An 18,786-nucleotide genomic window follows, 5' to 3' on the forward strand; every position below is an offset into this window, starting at 1 on the left:
CTTGAACGGGACATTGAAGCCTACATCCACTTTTACAATAACGAACGATTACAGGCAAAACTAAACGGCCTCAGTCCAATGGAGTTTAGGACTAAGGCCGTTTAACAGGTTTTATTATTAATATTGTCTACTTGACGGGGTGCAGTTCACTTGGACAGCCTTGTTTGTTATTAGTCTTCCCATACGGCTACTAATTCATTGTATTCGTTATAGAGCTCTGCAGGGTCCGATTCTTTGTTGTTCCAAATATTTGTTGCTCCCCAAAGGAGCAGGTCATCATCTGATGAACGCACCTCGTCTGCTGAGGAAATGACTACTCTTTTCTGTGCATTCAGGACATATTGGCTAAACGGATAGGTTTGATTGCCTCGAACGCTGACCAGCTTCCAGCCTTTCATTTGAATGGCATCATCCGTCGTATTCGTTATGGTGACAAGCTCGGCTTGTTTGTCCACCTCAATCGTAATGCCGCTTCGCGCCGCTTTTTTTACAGGGAAGCTTGTGTGATTAATTTCGGCGTCATTGCTCCATAAACCTTGCTTAGCTTGTTCAGCTTGCTGCTCCAGCTGCTTGTATGCGTTTTCCATCTTGACGTTAGGCTCTATGATGAGTACCTTCGCAAGACCTTCCTCGATAAGCGCCTCGTTTAATATTCGTCCATCCTTCAGCTCCACGATTGCGAGCGTTCGATCGTAGCGATCTTTAAGCTCCTTATCGAAGGTAAGCCTAACCTCTTGCGACTCTGTCAGAAGCGTCTCAGTGAAGGCAGCGGCTTCGGGTCCGAATGGATCGGCTGGACTATCTTGTTTCTTGGTCTCCGGCGTATCTACATAAAGTAGTCGAATCGTCGTTTCACTAGAACCTGTTTTGATTTTGAAAGTATCACCATCTATAAAGCCAGCTACCGGATACCATTGGTTGGTTTGTATAACGTTCGAAGAAAGCTCGGAAATGGCCGTACAGCCGGCAAGCGGCATGCAAATGAGCATGAGGAGAATGATTATAATTCTTTTCATAGATGCGGTACCTCCACCCCAATTTGCAGTTTATATACAATCTTCTTATTACTATAACACATCTTGAACATAAAAATCGCGCAGTTGTCCAGATACTTAAAGCATAAAATGGTGTTAATTTCTTCATACTGTGAGGAAGAGCAAGATCTAGGCTGTTTTTTTGAAAGGCCGTTTTGATGAATTTTTGAAGGAGGAGAATGATGCAGCATCCAAACGATCGGCCATTAATTGTGCAATCAGACTTAATGGTTCTGCTTGATGAACGCAAGCCACATGCACAGCAAGCTAGAGATAAGCTCGTTCTCTTCATGGATGCAATTAGAAGAGCTGGAGCGATCCATACTTATCGAATGACACCTTTGACTCTCTGGAATGCAGCAGCAGCTGGGATTACTGGGGAAGAAATCATAGGTTGGCTAACAGAATACAGCAGATACGAGCTGCCATTTCAAGCGGAGGTAATGATTCGCAAACTGATTAGCAGATATGGCAAGCTGTGGTTGTCTACGGAATCGAACAAACTGATGCTGCACGGAGAACAAGCTATTTTGGATGAGCTTTCGGAACAACCGTCAATAACAAGCTGGGTAAAAGCACGGCTTAATGCCGCTTGGGAGCTTGATGAAGGCTGTAGAGGCGCCTTGAAGCAGGAGCTGACACGGCTTGGATATCCTGTCATTGATTTAGCAGGCTATCATGTGGGCGAGGAGCTTACGGTAGAGCTGAGGAAGCATACGCTGCGTAATCGTTTGTTTGACTTAAGGGAGTATCAGCAAGCTGCTGTTGAGCTTTTTTATAAGGAAGGCAAAGTGGAGGGCGGAAGCGGCGTAATCGTATTGCCTTGCGGAGCGGGAAAAACCATTGTGGGCATAGCCGCATTGGCTCGTTTGGGTAGAGCAACGCTTATTCTTACCTCTAATTCTACCTCCGTAAAACAATGGAAAGACGAGCTGCTGGATAAAACGTCGCTGTTGGATGCGGATGTAGGTCAATATTGCGGCACATTGAAGCAGGTACGCCCTGTTACGATAGCAACTTACAATATTTTGACGCATCGCAAATCCAAGGAGTCTCCTTTTACCCATATGAAGCTGTTCTCCGAACGGGATTGGGGGCTAATTATTTACGATGAGGTGCATTTGCTGCCAGCTCCAGTCTTCCGGATGACTGCAGATATACAAGCGACAAGACGGCTTGGATTAACTGCGACACTCGTACGTGAGGATGGCTGTGCTGAGGATGTATATTCATTAATAGGTCCAAAGCAGTTCGACATGCAATGGAAGACAGCCGAGGCTGGCGAGTATATAGCGACAGTAGCTTGCACGGAGATTAGGGTTCCACTACATATAAGTAAAGCGGCTTTGTATGCACAGGCCTCTGCGCGTTCCAAGCTCAGATTGGCTGCGGAAAATCCCGCAAAAATCAAAGTTGTAGAGCAGCTATTGCGGGAGCATGCAGGCAAACCGACTTTAATTATTGGCCAGTATTTGCACCAGCTGCATGAGCTGTCCGCAGTTATTGGCGCTCCCTTGCTGACGGGAGAGGTGCCGCAATTGGAGCGACAAATGCTTTATGACAGCTTTAAAGCAGGCGACATATCGGTGTTAATCGTATCCAAGGTAGCTAATTTTGCAGTGGATTTGCCTGATGCATCCGTAGCCATTCAATTATCCGGCAGCTTTGGCTCACGGCAAGAGGAAGCTCAGCGGATTGGGAGATTGCTGCGCCCAAAAGCGATTAACAATTGCGCATGGTTTTATACCATTGTAACGGATCAGACGAAGGAAACGGAATTTGCGATGAAAAGACAGCTTTTTATGCTGGAGCAAGGGTATCACTACGAGAGACTTAGTTTGCCGCATGTTGAGGATAAGCTTGAGGAGGCTGCTGCTCTATGAAAATGAAACAGCTGCTAGGCAAGTTATCTGCTGAGCGCTTGGATCATATGATGCAGGGACCGCTATGGAAGACAGCTGGTCAAAGAGGCCTGTCATGGGGAGAAGCAGCGGTAGACGATGAGACAATTCGAGAAGCTGTATCTATGCTCTCGCCGCATGCAGCGGAAGTATTGACGGAAATGCTGCGTTATTTTGCAGCTGCTCCCGCAGACGGAGAACGGCTCCTTAAAGTTCTTCGGAACAACACAAGCCTCTCAGGGGCGGAATGTCAGCTCGCATTGGCAGAGCTTGAGGAATGGGGCGTATTATTCACGGTACATAAAGTATGGGGAGAGAGTTTGTATTTTATGCCTGTAGAATGTTTCGCAGTATGGCAGAGGATGTTATTCCCATACAAAGCTGAGGCGCTGACTGAGCATCAGAGGGAAAGACTAATGAATGGTGTCATGCGACCATATTGCAGGCCGCTTGGCAGACAGCTGCTCAGTGCCTTTTCGTTATTGGGGCGAAGCGGCTTATCTCTTACGACAAACGGCACGCTTCCCAAAAAGACGATTGCTAAGCTGCTGCAGGCTGCGGATTTGGAGGAGTGCTGGCTTAAATCATTTGAACTGAAATGGTCCTACTCAGATATTTATCCTGTACAGGTTGCCTTCATTTTGGAAGCGGGTTTTGCGTTTGGGCTGTTAACAGCAGTGAATGGGGCATTGAAATGGAATGATGACCAGCTTAGAAAATGGCTAATGCTTGATGAGGCTGTGAGAGAATATCAATTAATGAATTGGTGCTTGGCGCTGCTGCTTCCAGCCGCAGGTGGAAACGCCCATTTGGCTGCCTCGTTGACGAGCCTTCAAGCAGGTGAATGGTATTCTAATCAGCGTGTGGATACGTGGCTTCATGAGAATCGGATCGTTGCTGATACAGTCCAGGAGCAAAACATAAATAGAAATCAACCAAGGCCAAGCTGGTTTGGTTTATGGCATAATCTAGGCTGGATGGAGCTGGTAGATTGTCAGCAAGCAGTAGACAATGAGTTTTTTTTCAGATGGAAAGCAGCTGCTCCATTACGTAAAGAGCCTCCGATGCAGGTACAGGAGCTTGATGCAGTTGTTACCGTTCAACCGAATGGGGAATTGATTGTACAACCAGAATGTCCCTTCTGGATAAGGTGGGAGCTGGAGCTTATAGCTGAACGCAAATCAGATGAGCAGGTTTCTGTTTACCGTCTTGAAACAGCATCAATTACAAGGGCGCTGGAGCAAGGAAGATCAAGAGCCTCCATTCAAAGCTTTCTTGAGCAGGCATCAGGCGGAGATCATTTGCCTACTACGGTAATCGCTTTGTTGGAAGTATGGACGAGCCGTGCTAGCCGTACTTTCTTCGCCGAAGTTGCGCTGCTGCGCTGCGATAGTGAAGAGATGGCGGCAATAGTGGAAAATGATTCCGGAGTAGCCCCTTTATTGATGGAGAAGCTTGGTCACTTGGATTTCATTGTTGAAAAGTCTCGTATAAGTGAGATTCGAGCATGTTTGCAAAAAGCAGGATATCCCGCACGCAAAATGGTTCAGACAGAATTTGCGAATGACGAATATAATTATCCATTCGTTAGTATCGATATAGAGGGATCGCGCTTACTTGAGCTTCTGCCGAAGGAGGAATCAAAAATACCCGCTCCTTCTTATATTTATGAAGCTTTTCCGCTTCATCATTATGAACTCAGTGATTTAGAGGCTAGGAAAAAACCGCTTTTGTTCTCTGAAATGGAGCTTGTGCCTTCCATGTGGACAAAGCAGCTGCGTGCATACCATCATTCAACAAGAAAAGAATTAATCGAGAAGGCATTGCAATGGCAAACGCCTGTACAGCTTCGCATGGAAAGAGAGCTTCGTTCGTTTGTGCCTGAGAAGCTTGAGCAGCAAGGCGACGACTGGGCCGTCGTCGGGCTGCTGCGTGATGACCCGCAGCGAGAGCTGATCAGGCTGACTCCTGATATGTGGGAAGAGATGTGCTTAGTGATACCAGGTCAGGGCAGCCCAATATAATCTCTATCTATTGGCTAATTAAATATGATATGATAGTGTAGAATTTAGCGAATGGGAAAGAGGTGGATAAATGCCAACTGCTGAAGGTTTAACGGCTATTCAGTTGGAGCAACCGCAAGGCGGCGTTTCTTCTCTCGATATGGCGTCGCTGCTGCTTTGCGCCTATGATTTAGGTGATTCGATTAATCAATCGGCTGAAGTTGCCGAATATTTATATTGGAAGTCTGCTGTGAATGAAGATGAAGAAGTGAAGCAAATTACCAAACGGTTCGATAAAGCGAAGATACTGTTTGAGGAATGCCAACGATTCGGGCGCTTTCATCCTGACTACAACGAAGCGAAAGACAAAGTGAAGCAAATCGAACGAGAGCTAAGCGAAATTGAAAGCGTTCGCCGCTTCAAGCTGGCCGAGCAGATTGTCGATGAAATGCTTTATGATGTATCCCGCACGATAGCGGAGTCCGTTTCAGACAATATTAAAGTCCCTGGCAATGAAAAAGCTGCCGGAGGCGGTAGCTGTGGAAGCGGCGGCTCATGCAGCTGTGGAAGCGGCGGTTGCGGTTAAGTTAGAAGCCATAAGAGCGAATAAGGAAGAAGCATAAGCTTACGAAGTGAGGTTTGCTACGCAAACCTAGGTAAATGCTTACGAAGTGAGGTTTGCTACGCAAACCTAGGTAAATGCTTACGAAGTGAGGTTTGCTACGCAAACCTAGGTAAATGCTTACGAAGTGAGGTTTGCTACGCAAACCTTTTAGGAGGGAAAAGATGCTACCGGATCGAACAGGTTATATCGTTTGGGTAAGTGATTTGAAAGCGGCAAGATCACTGGAGAGGTTCGGGACGGTTCATTATATGTCGCGGAAGATGCATTACGTTGTGATGTATATGAATGCGGAACGCTCTGAAGAGGCTGTGCGGCAGATGGGGAAGCTCTCGTACGTACGGAAGATTGAACGATCGTATCGAAACGAGATTAAGACAGAGTACAGCAAAGACAGCGAAGATAAAACTAGATTTTATAGTTTGTAAAGGTTTAGTCGAAAACACTCGTCTGATGACGTTGTTCGTAAAGTTAATCAATCGCATAACGAAGGAAATATTGGTAAAAACTTCAAAACATGCACTAAAAGACGTTTCACGGTGTGCAATAACACTGAGAAACGTCTTTTTTTTATTATAATAGCCAAAAACTTACAAATATGGTCGGACTTTAATTTTTTGTTGTAATCTCGGACAATCGTGATAGAATGGAATTAAATTCATAGTATAAAAGCCCTGGTTCTTTGGAAGGAGTAGGTTGCGAAGTGAAAGATAGAATGACGAGAAGATGGAACACATATGAGTCGTTTTATATTGATCTAGGTGACAAAAAAGTAGCGGATATCGTTATTACAAACCATGCCAAAAGTCGTTGGCTTGACCGGATAGAAAGCGAGAAAACCGGTTATGAAGATATAGCTGAATATTTATGGGAATGCTTGAAACAAGGCCGCATCGAGCCTTATTACCGCAATGAGCAGGACGTTTATTTAATTGACGACGATCTCGTATTTGTTGCTGAATTTGCGGACTCGATGACAGAAACGGATATAACCGGAACTCCGCTACATAAAATGATCATAGTAACTTTCCTTGGGCGCATGTCAGAAACAATCGAGCTAAGGGATCTAAAGTCCTACTATTCGTGGCTTCGCCATTCACGGCGCATGACTCTCGTCAAAAGCAGCAGAAAAAGAAAATGAGACTTTGTACCTATATATCAAAGAGTGGAGCGTCCAATCCTAAAACAGATTGCACGCTTTTTTTGTGCGTGTTGTAAGATTCTGTACAAGGTTTATAGTATAATAAGCACCAGAAGAAAGGATGATTGAACGATGGCGCTTAATTTTCATCAACTGCACATATTTTGCACGGTTGCGGAACGCGGCAGTTTTTCAGCTGCAGCGCAATCATTACATATGACTCAGCCAGCCGTTACGATGCAAGTGCAGTCACTGGAAGATTATTTTGGCACGAAGCTGCTTCAGCGATCAACGAAGCGAATCGAGCTTACAGAAGCTGGACGGGCTCTTATGCCTTATGCGCAGAGGAGCATCGATCTTATACGAGATACAGATCAGGCGATGTCAGCATTCACGAAGCAGCTTAAGGGAAGATTGCAGCTCGGTTCGAGCTTAACGATAGGTGAATATATTTTGCCGCGCTTGCTTGGTCCTTTTGGACAGGAATATCCGCATATTTCGATTAGTATGAAAGTTATGAATACATCGCAAATTATGGAGGATATTTTGAATCATCAGCTTAATTTCGGATTAATTGAAGCTCCTGTCAATCATCCCGATATGCATATGGAGGCGGTAATGAGCGATGAGCTTAGATTGATCGTATCGCAATCGCATCCATTAGCCGATCGAGAATCGGTTACATTGGAAGAAGCGATGGAATATCCGTTTGTTCTGCGTGAGCAAGGCTCGGGGACAAGACTTGTCATGGAGGAGCAGCTGAGGAAAAAAAATATAGATCCTGCATCGATGAAAATCGTAATGGAGCTGGGCAGCACTGGCGCTGTCAAATCTGCAGTTGAAGCAGGCCTTGGCATATCTTTTATTTCATCTTCCTCTGTCAAACATGAAGTTGCGCTTGATTTAATTCGAATGATTAAAGTGTCGGATTCCAAGTTCCAACGACAGTTTTATTCGATATACTTAAAATCGGCTATATTGCCGATATCAGCTGTTACTTTTCTAAGTTTTTTGAGAGAGAGGGATTTGCAGCAATGGCTCTAATGAACGGACTTGCTGATTTGCATACGCACACGACGGCTTCTGATGGCATGCAAAGCCCCGCGGATAATGTTCGTCTAGCCAAAGAAGCAGGGCTTGCTGCGATTGCTATTACAGATCACGATACGGTGGCTGGTGTAGCTGAAGCATTGCTTGAAGGCGAACGATTAAACATTACGGTGGTTCCCGGTGTTGAGGTGAGCACGGTGGCAGAAGGAACGGATATTCATATTCTCGGTTATTACACGAATAATGACGACGAGAAGTGGTTATCGCGTCTTTCGAGTCTGCGCGGGCTAAGAGATCAACGGAATGAAATGATTATAACTAAATTAAATGAGCTTGGCGTTGTGCTGTCTATGGATGATGTTATCGCTGCGGCTCATGGTGAAAGCTCGAAGGAAGAGCTCCAAGCAGCCGAAGTAAGTATTGGTCGCCCGCATATTGCTGCTGCACTTATTCAAAAGGGTTTCGTTCAAAATATGAAGGAAGCTTTCGATCGTTATTTGGCTGCCGGCGCCGCGGCGTATGTCAATCCACCGAGATTGACTCCATTTGAGGCGATTGACTGGATTAGAGAAGCGGGAGGCACAAGTGTTATTGCACATCCTGGTTTATACAACAATGATTCTTTAGTCGAAGAACTGGTTCGCTATGGCGTGCAGGGCATCGAGGTGTTCCATTCCGATCATGGACCGGAAGAAGAGCAAAGATACGGGCAGCTTGCAGCGGACTTCAACCTGATCGTTACAGGTGGATCGGATTTCCATGGATCGCGTCAAGGCGTTGTATTTCATGGCGAGGTGGGCAGCCGTACCGTAAATGCAAGCGTGCTAAAGCAGCTTCAGCCTTCAGGATGATGACTTTACCAATCTGAGGACTTGAAGCGAACGCTTTACTATGCAATGAAACGAATTGTTAATGAAAGAGGCAATCTTAAGGGCTTATAACCTTTGGATTGCCTCTTTTTTGCGGTTTCGGGCGAATTTTTTGCATCTGGAAAATGGCGGTATAGATATTTGTAGTTGTTATGCAATTTTTGAATTAATAAATCATAAATATGGTTTTTAACTCCATAATTAAATATAAATATGACAAAATTGTGACGAGAACGAGCAAACATAAATTTCATAAATCATTTACAAAGTGAAAATTATAGATTTTGTCGATTTTTATTTAATAGAAGCTGCAAAGAAAAAACCCACTAGGGAGGTTGGTTATACGCTTTCAAAAAAATGGACTATCAGTTCATTCCACTAGAAACACCCTTAATTCGACAAAATCTGCAAATGATTGGAAGTTAAACATTTGGCTTTTAGCAAGTAAACCGAAGGAAATGATAGAAAACGATAGATAATAGCAGATGTATTCGTTTTATTGAAAACTGGTGAGATTTTACAATTCTGATAATGATGAGATAGGTTGAAACTAGAAAAAGAAACGTAGCAATGGTTCGTAATCGCCATTGTTAAATGAAGGAGTGGATAGTTATTCAGTACATGCTGTATGCGACAACCGTTGTTTTTCTCATCTTTCAACTGCTGTATACGGTTATTCCGTTGTTCTTCAGCAAGGTGCGAAAGCTCAATAACGAGCTTGATGAGAAGTCGTTATCGGTCCTGGTTCCTGCGTATAACGAGGAGCTTACGATCAAAAATTGCATCGATGCGATGCAGGGTCTGCATTATCAGAATCATGAGATCATTATCGTAAATGACGGCTCTAAAGATCGAACCTTTAACAAGCTGCAAGAACTATTGGACCTTCGGAATGATTACAGAAAGGCTAGTCAAAAACTGAAATATAAAAGAATTAGAGGTTTTTACCGTTCAAGCAAATTTCCCAACATCTACGTCATGGACAAAATGAATGGCGGCAAAGCCGATTCACTTAATGCTGGCATCGATTATGCGAATGGCGAAATTGTTATTACGCTTGATGCTGACAGTATGCTTGAAGTAAATTCCTTGAAATACGTAAATCAATATTTTCACGACAGCGACATTATTGCCCTTGGGGGAACCGTCAAAATCGTACAAGGCGCAGAACGTCAAGACGGCGTCATTATGGAGAAATTTATAGGAAAAGGCATTATAAAGAGCCAAGTCATTAGTTATATCCACAGCTTCTACGTCCGCAAATTAACACAATCGCTATTTAACTCCATCGTCGTTATCTCAGGCGCATTCGGAGCCTTCTACAAAGAACTCATGTTTGATGTGAACGGGTTCAGAAGCACGGTTGGCGAGGATATCGACATCACTTTAAAAATCCACGAGTACATGAAAGCAAATAAACTCAAAAAAAGACTGGTCTACGCGCCGGAGGCGGTATGCTACACCGAATGTCCGGAAAATATGAAAAACTTCTACAAGCAGCGTATTCGTTGGCAGAAAGCGTTTGTGGATTGTATCCTCATTTATTGGTCGAAATTATCTCGGAGCTTCAGCATCGGCGTCAGCTTGTTTTTTGCAATAGACGGCTTCGTACTTGGTACGTTAACCGCATTTACGACGATTTTCCACATGGCGCACGCCATTACATCGGGCAGCGGCATATGGGCAGCGATTGTACTATTCCTTGTCACGATGTTAGTGAATGCAATTCAAATCGTGATATCGCTCTATTTGTGCAAAAAATATGGCAGTAATTATTCGTTGTTGGATTATATTAAAATGTTCGGATTTAGTCAGTTGGAATTGTTCACTTACCGATTTGTGCTCCTCTACATTAACATCATTGGAACATTCAAATATTTCGACAATGATGAAGGATGGGGTTTTGTCGAACGCAAGGGCGTCGCATCCATTAGCCAAAATACAGTGGCAAGTTCGAGATAATATTGGAGGGACATTATGAGCAACACAGCCCATGTTCAAAATAATCGAATTATGTATATTGATTTATTAAGGATTCTCTCCATAGTAGCCGTTATCGTGCTTCATATTACTGCATCCCTGCTGACCCGAACGAATGATTTTACGACAACCTCATGGTGGGTCAGCAATGTGTTCAACTCAATTTGCCGTTTTGCAGTTCCAGTATTTTTTATGATCAGCGGTGCCATGATTTTGAGAATCGAAGTGAAGTCCTATAAAGGATTTTATAAGAAAAGAATACTGCCTCTGATCATTCCTTTGCTTACATGGTCATTAATTTATGGCTATTACAAGGAGTATTACATACTCAAAAGCCAAATGAGCGCGTACGAGTTCATTCTCGATTTTGGCAAGAAATTAGTAACAGACGGAAACTACGTTCATTTGTGGTTTTTGTACGCTATTATTGCCATTTATATGACCGTTCCGCTAATCGGGAAGCTCGTACGCTCATGCAGTGAGAAGGATCTGAGATATTTTCTAATCTTATGGTTTATCGTCAGTATCTTGTACCGGTTAGTATCCGACATCTTCTTACGCCTAACCGATCAGCACCTATATGTACCTAGTATGAATATTCCGTTTTTTATGGGCAATTTAGGTTATTTTGTGCTTGGCTACTATCTCTTTAATGTCGAGCTTCGTCCCGTTGTTAAGCACACATTGTTTAATCTTGGCATCTTGTCCTTTTTCCTAACCCCAATATTGACTTATGTAGTGTCCTCATACGGCGGGGTGCTGGACGAGATGTTTTACGGCAACTATTCCATTACAAGCTTCTTAATGGCGGTCGGCGTGTTTCTGTTTTTTAAGGAAAAAGATACGATGATTAGCCGGAAAACAAATTATAAGGTTAAAAAAGTAATAGGCTCCGTCTCTACGGCAAGCTTCAGCATTTATTTAATCCATCTCTTGGTGGATACGATGGTTTCAAGGGATGTGGCTATCGATGCAACATTCCTTGAGACGACATTAAGCCTTTTGTTTAATATCGTTGCGATTTTCTCGATTAGTTATATCGTTGTCAAAGTGTTTAATTTGAATCGGTGGGTAACGCATATTTTATTCGGCGGAAGGGGGTAGCGGGGTGAATGTGAAGAAGACGGTAAAAGGGAAAAAAACGATAACTGCGCGAAAAGGAACGAAAGCGCTAAAAGTAAATTTTTTGACCAAAGCGCTTGTGGCTGTGCTTCTTGTTGGTATGGGCATTTACTTCTACCAAAGCGTAAACGCAGAGGATCGGAAGTTGTCAACGGTATATATCGAAGCATGGCGCGACCCAAAGGATGTAAGATTATCGGAGCAGGGCGTAGATATCGCCTTTGTTGCCTTCGCCAAAATCTCCGGTACTGGTTTGTTCTTTCATGAAAAAGAAGAAGGGAACAAGCAGATCAAACAAAACATTATGCAGCTCAAAGCCAATAATCCGAAGACAAAATTTGTTCTTGCCGTTGGGGGTTACGGCGTAGATGGCTTCTCAGACGCTTCACTCGACGGCAATCGATATGTATTTACGAAAAATATTATTGATTTGGTCAAGGAGCTCGATCTCGATGGTGTCGATATTGACTGGGAGTTTCCGGCTTTTGACGCATGGGGAACCGTAAAGGCGAGTCCAAAGGATACAAAAAACTTCACAAGCTTAATGCGAGAGCTAAGAGAACAGTTAAACCTGCTGCCGCATAAAGGAAACAAAAAGTATATTCTTACTTTTGCAGCAGGTACACAAGATTGGTATTTTAAAAATGTAGAAGTGAAAGCCGTGGAAAAGTATGTCGACTTCATCAATGTCATGAGCTACGATCTCACCGGCAGATGGTCCGAAACGACAGGATTTAATGCTAATCTTTACAAAGATAAAGGGAATAAAGCGACTCTAAGCGTGGATCAGATCGTGCGAGCTTTTCTGGATCACGGAGTTGATAGCAAGAAACTGCTGCTTGGCATCCCAGCTTATTCATATGGCTGGACAGATGTGAACAGTGATGAAGATGTTTTTTTTGCCAAGGGTAAGCCAATCGATATCGAGAAAGTAAATATTCATTATCGAAATATTGAGGATAAATATTTGGATAAAAATGGATTTAGGCGTTATTTTGACGATCAAGCAAAAGCAGCTTACCTATTTAACGGCAGTACCTTCATTAGTTATGAAGACAAGGAAGCTTTGCGAGAAAAGGTCAAATACATCAAGCAAAAAGATCTAGCAGGTTCAATGGTATGGGAATATGCACAGGATGCAGAGAATGGAATTATTCAATACTTGTCAGATAACTTGAACAAGGAGCTAGGCACTGAGGATTAGATAGAGGAATAAGCGAGGCCAGGAAGCTTTATTGAAATACAGCAAAAGGGAACTTCTTATCCAAGGAAGTTCCCTTTTCTCTTTTGTTTGATGAAAATTTCCGGATGCTGCAAATTAAGAGAATGCAGGCAGCAACGGAGTATGTTGCAGTAACGCTAGAGCTGTTTATTTCAGCTGACATGCCAGCGATTTGATACGTCGCTTGTCCGGTGTAATAAACAATGTTTTCTGATTGTCATAGATAACAAACCCTGGCTTAGCACCGCTTGGCTTACGTACATGACGTATCGTTGTGTAGTCTACTGGAATCGAGCTGGAGTCGCGAGCCTGACTATAATGCGCAGAGAGCATAGCGGCTTCTTCAAGTGTTGCATTGCCAAAGTCTCCGCCTTTTATAACGACATGAGAACCAGGAATATCCTTTGTGTGCAGCCATGTGTCAGAAGGTGAAGCAAGGCGGTTCGTCAAGTATTCGTTTTGTGTGTTGTTTTTGCCGACATACATCGTTACCCCCTCGGAAGAGGTATAACAAAGCAAGGTTGGTTTAAGCGTTTTTTTCTTCTTTGGACCGCGGCGTCCACGTTCCTTCATATAGCCTTGTTCCACGAGCTCGTCACGAATTTCGCTTATATCGCCAAGCGAGGCGTTATCGACCTGCTGAAGCAAGGTTTCAAAATATTGAATTTCTGTACGAGCGAGCTCCATTTGCTCGGCCACGATGGATAGACTGTTTTTGTGCTTCGTGTAACGCCGGAAATAACGCTGAGCGTTGTCAGAAGGAGTGAGATGCGGATCAAGATCAATCTTTATTACAGCTTGCTCCTCATCGTAGAAGTTGACGAGCTCAATCGTTGTGTCGCCGCGCTTCATCTGATGCATATAGGCAGTAAGAAGCTCGCCCAGCACCCGATATTTTTCAGCATCCTTTGCTTCAACGAGCGTATCCTCAAGCTTTTTGATTTTTGTAATATTTTTGGCTTTTTCATTTTGAACGAATCGGATAAGGTCAGCAGCACGCTGCTTAACGGTATCGCGTTCAGCCTTATTGCCGTAGAAACCTTCAAGGCAGGCACTAATGTCTGGAAATACCGTTTCTTCTCCATCGATATGCGTAAGCTCAGTGACAGAGAAAAAGGACTTGCCGGTATCTGCGTTGGTTTTAATTGTAGGTTTATAAATGTCTTGCTTTACTTGTTCCATAAAGGTTGCGAAGCTCTTCCAAACCGCCACTACGCTTTCCTCAGAACCTTGTTCAGCCTCTGGTAGCACATCTGCACCTGCCCGATGAACCAGCTCTTTGGCGAGCAAAGGGCTAAAGCCGCTTAGCTTGTCGACTAGTCTTTTGTAAAGAGGAGCGGCTTCATCCGTATCGCTTAAAGCGTCCAAAAACTGCTGCTTGTTCACAATCGAAAGCGGATCAAGTTTGCCTTGCTCAGGCGGAGAGGTATAGGTGCTGCCTGGCAATACGATGCGGTGACTGCTTATGGCTGGCGTTACATGATGGATGCCATCGTGAATGAGGCCGGTTGAAGGGTCCATCAAAATAATGTTGCTATGACGCCCCATAATTTCCACAACAATCGTTTTATTCGATAAATCGCCGAGCTCGTCCCGATGTTTAACCTCAATATGAATGATACGCTCCCGACCAACCTGACGAACGGATTCAATCAGTCCGCCTTCGCAATGCTTCCGAAGCAGCATGCAAAACATAGGCGCTTCCATAGGGTTGACGTACGTACCGGTTGTCCAGTGCACCCTTGGATAGGTTGGGTTGGCGGACAAGAGCAATTTGCCCTGCATGCCGGCTCCGCGAATGCTGAAAACAAGCTCATGATTGGTAGGCTGGTGAATCTTATGTATACGCGCTCCGACACAGCGCTGTAGGTCTTGCGTAATTGCATGGGTGACGATGCCGTCTAATGCCATGGTGTTGTTCCTCGCTTCCTTTGTAAGTCTTTCTCTATCATGCCATAGTTGAGCCAAAAACTTAAGTCTTTTATGGGATATTTTAAGGGCTGTCCGAATACATTTACCCTATAAAGGCTGTCCGAAGGGCCGACAACTTAGCTGCTTGGCTCGGCATAATACAGGAGGGAGTTAAACCATGGAACAAATGAAATGGCATCAAATGGGGACAATTGAGCTGATTGACGCATTAGTCAGCTCCCCAGATCAAGGACTGACTACGTCGGCAGCGGCGCAACGTCTAGAAGAAAATGGAAAAAACGAATTGTCTGAGGGCAAGCGTGTCTCACCGATTTTGTTGTTCCTTAATCAATTTAAGGATTTTATGGTACTCGTTTTAATGGGTGCAACGTTGATTTCTGGCTTGCTGGGCGAATATTTAGATGCAATTACGATTGTTGCGATCATCGCTCTCAACGCCGTACTTGGATTCGTGCAGGAATTTCGAGCCGAGCGCTCATTGCGGGCGCTTAAGGAATTATCCGCTCCGACAGCCAAGGTTATTCGCGGAGGGGAACTACTGACCGTTCCAGCGAAGGAGCTTGTGGCGGGCGATCTTATTTATTTGGAAAGCGGAGACCGCATTCCGGCTGATGTGCGGCTGCTTGAAGCCAATAGCTGCTATGTGGAAGAGTCCGCTTTGACAGGGGAGTCTGTCCCCGTTGGTAAGCACGCTGCAACGATTGCAGAGGAAGACTTGCCTTTGGGTGATCAGCGCAATATGGGCTTCATGGGAACGATGCTCACAAGGGGGACTGCTCGCGCAGTCGTCATTCGTACAGGCATGGATACGGAAATGGGCAAAATAGCTGGACTTATTCAACAGACTGAATCGATGGAAACGCCGCTGCAGCATCGTTTAGAGCAGTTAGGCAAAATATTAATCGTTGTGGCGATCGGCTTGACGATTATGGTAGTCATTGCAGGTATTTTGCACGGCCAGCCAGCGTACGGCATGTTCCTTGCAGGTGTTAGCTTGGCGGTAGCAGCTATTCCAGAGGGGCTTCCAGCAATCGTGACCATCGCTTTAGCTCTTGGCGTTCAGCGGATGATTAAACGGAAGGCAATCGTTCGCAAGTTGCCTTCGGTTGAAACATTAGGCTGCGCATCCGTTATATGCTCGGACAAAACAGGGACGCTGACACAAAACAAAATGACGGTTACCCATGTCTGGATTGGCGGCAGACAGCTTGAAGTGAGCGGTGAGGGCTACGTTCCAAATGGTGCAATTTATGAAGCTGGCAATGCGCTTGACATTAAGCATGATTTATCAATTAAACGTCTCCTTCAAGTCAGCGCCTTGTGCAATAACGCACAGCTGTCGAAGGTAGAAGCTGTAGATACGGGCAAGCGCAGAAACAAGGAGCAGCATGAAGAGTGGATACTTAAGGGAGATCCGACTGAAGGTGCGCTTGCTGTACTTTCAGCTAAGCTGGGCTCCTCTGCCAAATCATTGGAGCCGCTTTATAAACGGGAGAAGGAATTTCCATTTGACTCGGAGCGCAAACGGATGTCAGTTGTTGTATCGCACCAAGGCGGGCGGCTTATTTGCACCAAGGGCGCCCCTGATTTACTGATGGATCATTGCTCTTATGTTCTTTGGGAAGGGAAGGTCGTTCCGTTTACTGCAACGCTGAAGCGAAAATGCGCTGAAGCAGGCGAGGTTATGGCGCAGTCAGCGCTTCGTGTATTGGGACTTGCATACCGGGATTTGCGCGCATCCGACGCTTGTGAGACCGAAGAAGACGTAGAGAGTCAGCTTGTATTCGTTGGCTTGACTGGGATGATCGATCCGCCTCGCCGCGAAGTGAAAGAAGCGATTACGAACTGCAGGCGTGCGGGAATTAAAACCGTTATGATTACTGGAGATCATCAGCTGACAGCAGAAGCAATTGCAGGTCAACTAGGCATTATGCCGCGCGGAGGCATCGCAATGAGCGGCAAGCAGCTGGAGGCGATGTCCGATGAACAGCTCGACCGGCTCGTAGACAATATTTATGTATACGCGCGTGTATCGCCAGAGCATAAACTGCGTATCGTCAAAGCGCTGCAGCGCCAAGGACATGTTGTTGCGATGACAGGAGACGGCGTAAATGATGCTCCAGCGATCAAAGCAGCGGATATCGGAATTTCGATGGGCATTACCGGAACGGATGTATCGAAGGAAGCGTCCGCGCTCGTTCTGAGTGATGACAACTTCTCGACAATTGTAGCTGCTATAGAAGAAGGAAGAGGCATATATGAAAATATCCGAAAATTTATCCGTTATTTATTAGCATCAAACGTTGGTGAGATACTCGTCATGTTTCTTGCGATGATGGCAGGATTGCCGCTTCCGCTCGTTCCGATTCAAATTTTGTGGGTCAATCTGGTCACGGACGGGCTGCCGGCAATGGCGCTTGGCGTAGATCAGGCAGAAAAGGATTTAATGCAGCAAAAGCCTCGTTCGGCAAAGGAGAGCATCTTCTCCCGCAGGCTGGGCTGGAAAATTATAAGCCGAGGCATTCTGATAGGTGTATGTACGCTTGGCGCTTTCTGGATTACGCTTCAAGACGGTCCAAACAATGCTGCTCACCTGATGAAGGCGCAAACGGTAGCTTTCGCTACTCTCGTTATGGCACAGCTCATCCATGTATTTGACTGCCGAAGCTCGCGTTCCATTTTTCACCGTAATCCGTTCCAAAATAAATATTTGGTGCTTGCCGTATTGTCTTCGCTAGTGTTGATGGTCGGAGTGCTTTATATCGATGCATTGCAGCCTATCTTCAAAACCGTTCCACTTAACTTCCGTGAATGGTGTCTCGTCTTTGTAGCTGCGGGAATTCCTACTTTCTTAATGGGAATTGGCAGTGTATTCGGCACTTCCAAGAAAAATAAAGGTAAAACGAAATGGCCGTTAGGCCCTCAAACCGCGGCAAGATAACGAAAAAATACAAATCTTGATACAAATTATGAATAGCCTTTCTCCTTGCTTTGCGGTATGCTATTAGCAATTAATCATAGTTTTATCATACCTAGAGATGTAGCAAGGAGAGGGCATTCAGATGAATTTTACAAAAATGAACGGTTTGGGAAATGACTTTGTGGTGATTGCAGGCGAGCAGCAGCTTCCAGAAAATGTTGCGGAATTAGCGATACAGCTTTGCAACCGGTTTTTTGGAATCGGGGCAGATGGTCTCGTTTATATTTTGCCTTCAGAAATCGCGGATTTCCGTATGCGCATTATTAATTCTGATGGCTCAGAAGCTGAGCAATGCGGCAACGCCATTCGCTGCGTCGCTAAATATGTGTATGATAATGGCTTAACCGATAAAGAAGAGATTACAATCGAAACACTTGGCGCAGGCGCTCAAAAAGTGCAGCTCACCGTTCAAGATGGCAAAGTGTCATCTGTGCGCGTAGATATGGGAGAGCCGATTCTAAATGGCCAACGCGTACCAACAACAATCGATGCGGAGCAAGTCGTTGAACATCCGATAGAGGTGGACGGTCGTGAATTCCGTTTTACAGCTGTATCGATGGGCAACCCTCATTGTGTCATCTATGTTGATGATGCTGTGAATTTTGATCTAGGCACTTGGGGTCCCAAACTTGAGACACATCCGTTATTTCCACGCAAAATAAATGTTGAGTTCGTTACGGTGAACTCCCGTACGCATACCGATATGCGCGTCTGGGAGCGCGGTGCAGGACCAACGCTAGCTTGCGGTACAGGCGCTTGCGCAACTGTAGTTGCTTCTGTACTCACTGGCGCAACAGATCGGACAGCAACGGTTTCACTCAAAGGCGGCGACCTATTGATTGAGTGGAATGAATCCGATAATCATGTATATATGTCTGGACCAGCTGCAGTATCATTCTGCGGCGAGTTTTAAGAGCAAAGTAAGATGGG

General features: G+C 44.9%; 15 protein-coding genes. 13 read left to right on the plus strand and 2 right to left on the minus strand.

Annotation, left to right across the window (positions count from 1 at the left end):
- Window positions 1-12 precede the first annotated feature (12 nt).
- Window positions 13-105: an IS3 family transposase gene (locus tag AB4Z45_RS24550; RefSeq protein ID WP_441880815.1), complete on the plus strand. Its 93-nt coding sequence runs from the start codon at window positions 13-15 to the stop codon at window positions 103-105.
- Between the two features lie 65 nt (window positions 106-170).
- Here the strand turns inward: AB4Z45_RS24550 and AB4Z45_RS24555 are convergent, their stop codons facing one another.
- Complete coding sequence (locus tag AB4Z45_RS24555; protein ID WP_441912252.1) at window positions 171-1,016, minus strand: thermonuclease family protein; 846 nt, start codon at window positions 1,014-1,016, stop codon at window positions 171-173.
- Between the two features lie 197 nt (window positions 1,017-1,213).
- Here AB4Z45_RS24555 and AB4Z45_RS24560 point away from each other — a divergent pair, with 197 nt between their 5' ends.
- The 10 genes from AB4Z45_RS24560 to AB4Z45_RS24605 all read left to right on the plus strand — a co-directional run bounded on the left by AB4Z45_RS24560 (window position 1,214) and on the right by AB4Z45_RS24605 (window position 12,926).
- On the plus strand, window positions 1,214-2,917 hold the full coding sequence (locus tag AB4Z45_RS24560) for a DNA repair helicase XPB (protein WP_441912254.1): 1,704 nt from the start codon (window positions 1,214-1,216) through the stop codon (window positions 2,915-2,917).
- Window positions 2,914-4,959, plus strand: coding sequence for a helicase-associated domain-containing protein (locus AB4Z45_RS24565; protein WP_441912256.1), 2,046 nt, complete (start codon window positions 2,914-2,916; stop codon window positions 4,957-4,959). Before AB4Z45_RS24560 ends, AB4Z45_RS24565 begins: the two co-directional genes overlap by 4 nt.
- A gap of 70 nt (window positions 4,960-5,029) precedes the next feature.
- Window positions 5,030-5,524, plus strand: coding sequence for a YlbF family regulator (locus AB4Z45_RS24570; RefSeq protein WP_076268255.1), 495 nt, complete (start codon window positions 5,030-5,032; stop codon window positions 5,522-5,524).
- A 200-nt stretch (window positions 5,525-5,724) separates the two neighbouring features.
- The gene (locus tag AB4Z45_RS24575; protein ID WP_053375618.1) at window positions 5,725-5,988 is read left to right on the plus strand and encodes a YlbG family protein; all 264 of its coding nucleotides are present in this window, start codon (window positions 5,725-5,727) and stop codon (window positions 5,986-5,988) included.
- A 287-nt stretch (window positions 5,989-6,275) separates the two neighbouring features.
- The gene (locus AB4Z45_RS24580; RefSeq protein WP_372238996.1) at window positions 6,276-6,701 is read left to right on the plus strand and encodes a hypothetical protein; all 426 of its coding nucleotides are present in this window, start codon (window positions 6,276-6,278) and stop codon (window positions 6,699-6,701) included.
- Between the two features lie 132 nt (window positions 6,702-6,833).
- Complete coding sequence (locus AB4Z45_RS24585) at window positions 6,834-7,745, plus strand: selenium metabolism-associated LysR family transcriptional regulator (RefSeq protein WP_076268257.1); 912 nt, start codon at window positions 6,834-6,836, stop codon at window positions 7,743-7,745.
- Entirely contained in the window at window positions 7,736-8,602 is an 867-nt protein-coding gene (locus AB4Z45_RS24590) for a PHP domain-containing protein (RefSeq protein WP_441912258.1), read from the plus strand. The genes AB4Z45_RS24585 and AB4Z45_RS24590 overlap by 10 nt, the downstream gene beginning before the upstream one ends.
- A 630-nt stretch (window positions 8,603-9,232) precedes the next feature.
- Window positions 9,233-10,582 (plus strand): glycosyltransferase family 2 protein, encoded by a 1,350-nt coding sequence (locus AB4Z45_RS24595; RefSeq protein WP_441912311.1) that lies wholly within the window; start codon window positions 9,233-9,235, stop codon window positions 10,580-10,582.
- Window positions 10,583-10,597: 15 nt separating this feature from the next.
- A complete protein-coding gene (locus AB4Z45_RS24600; protein WP_441912259.1) occupies window positions 10,598-11,704 on the plus strand; it encodes an acyltransferase in 1,107 nt (368 codons plus the stop codon).
- A 118-nt stretch (window positions 11,705-11,822) separates the two neighbouring features.
- Window positions 11,823-12,926 (plus strand): glycoside hydrolase family 18 protein, encoded by a 1,104-nt coding sequence (locus tag AB4Z45_RS24605; RefSeq protein WP_441912312.1) that lies wholly within the window; start codon window positions 11,823-11,825, stop codon window positions 12,924-12,926.
- A gap of 165 nt (window positions 12,927-13,091) precedes the next feature.
- On the opposite strand, the gene AB4Z45_RS24610 is transcribed toward AB4Z45_RS24605, so the two are convergent.
- Window positions 13,092-14,855 (minus strand): Rqc2 family fibronectin-binding protein, encoded by a 1,764-nt coding sequence (locus tag AB4Z45_RS24610; protein ID WP_441912260.1) that lies wholly within the window; start codon window positions 14,853-14,855, stop codon window positions 13,092-13,094.
- A 178-nt stretch (window positions 14,856-15,033) separates the two neighbouring features.
- Between AB4Z45_RS24610 and AB4Z45_RS24615 the strand changes: the two genes are divergently transcribed.
- Both AB4Z45_RS24615 and dapF read left to right on the plus strand, forming a co-directional pair.
- Entirely contained in the window at window positions 15,034-17,817 is a 2,784-nt protein-coding gene (locus AB4Z45_RS24615; protein WP_441912262.1) for a calcium-translocating P-type ATPase, SERCA-type, read from the plus strand.
- Between the two features lie 121 nt (window positions 17,818-17,938).
- On the plus strand, window positions 17,939-18,769 hold the full coding sequence (gene dapF / locus AB4Z45_RS24620; RefSeq protein ID WP_441912263.1) for a diaminopimelate epimerase: 831 nt from the start codon (window positions 17,939-17,941) through the stop codon (window positions 18,767-18,769).
- The last annotated feature ends 17 nt before the right edge of the window (window positions 18,770-18,786 follow it).

The organism is Paenibacillus sp. MCAF9 (assembly GCF_052114265.1).
Lineage (GTDB): Bacteria > Bacillota > Bacilli > Paenibacillales > Paenibacillaceae > Pristimantibacillus.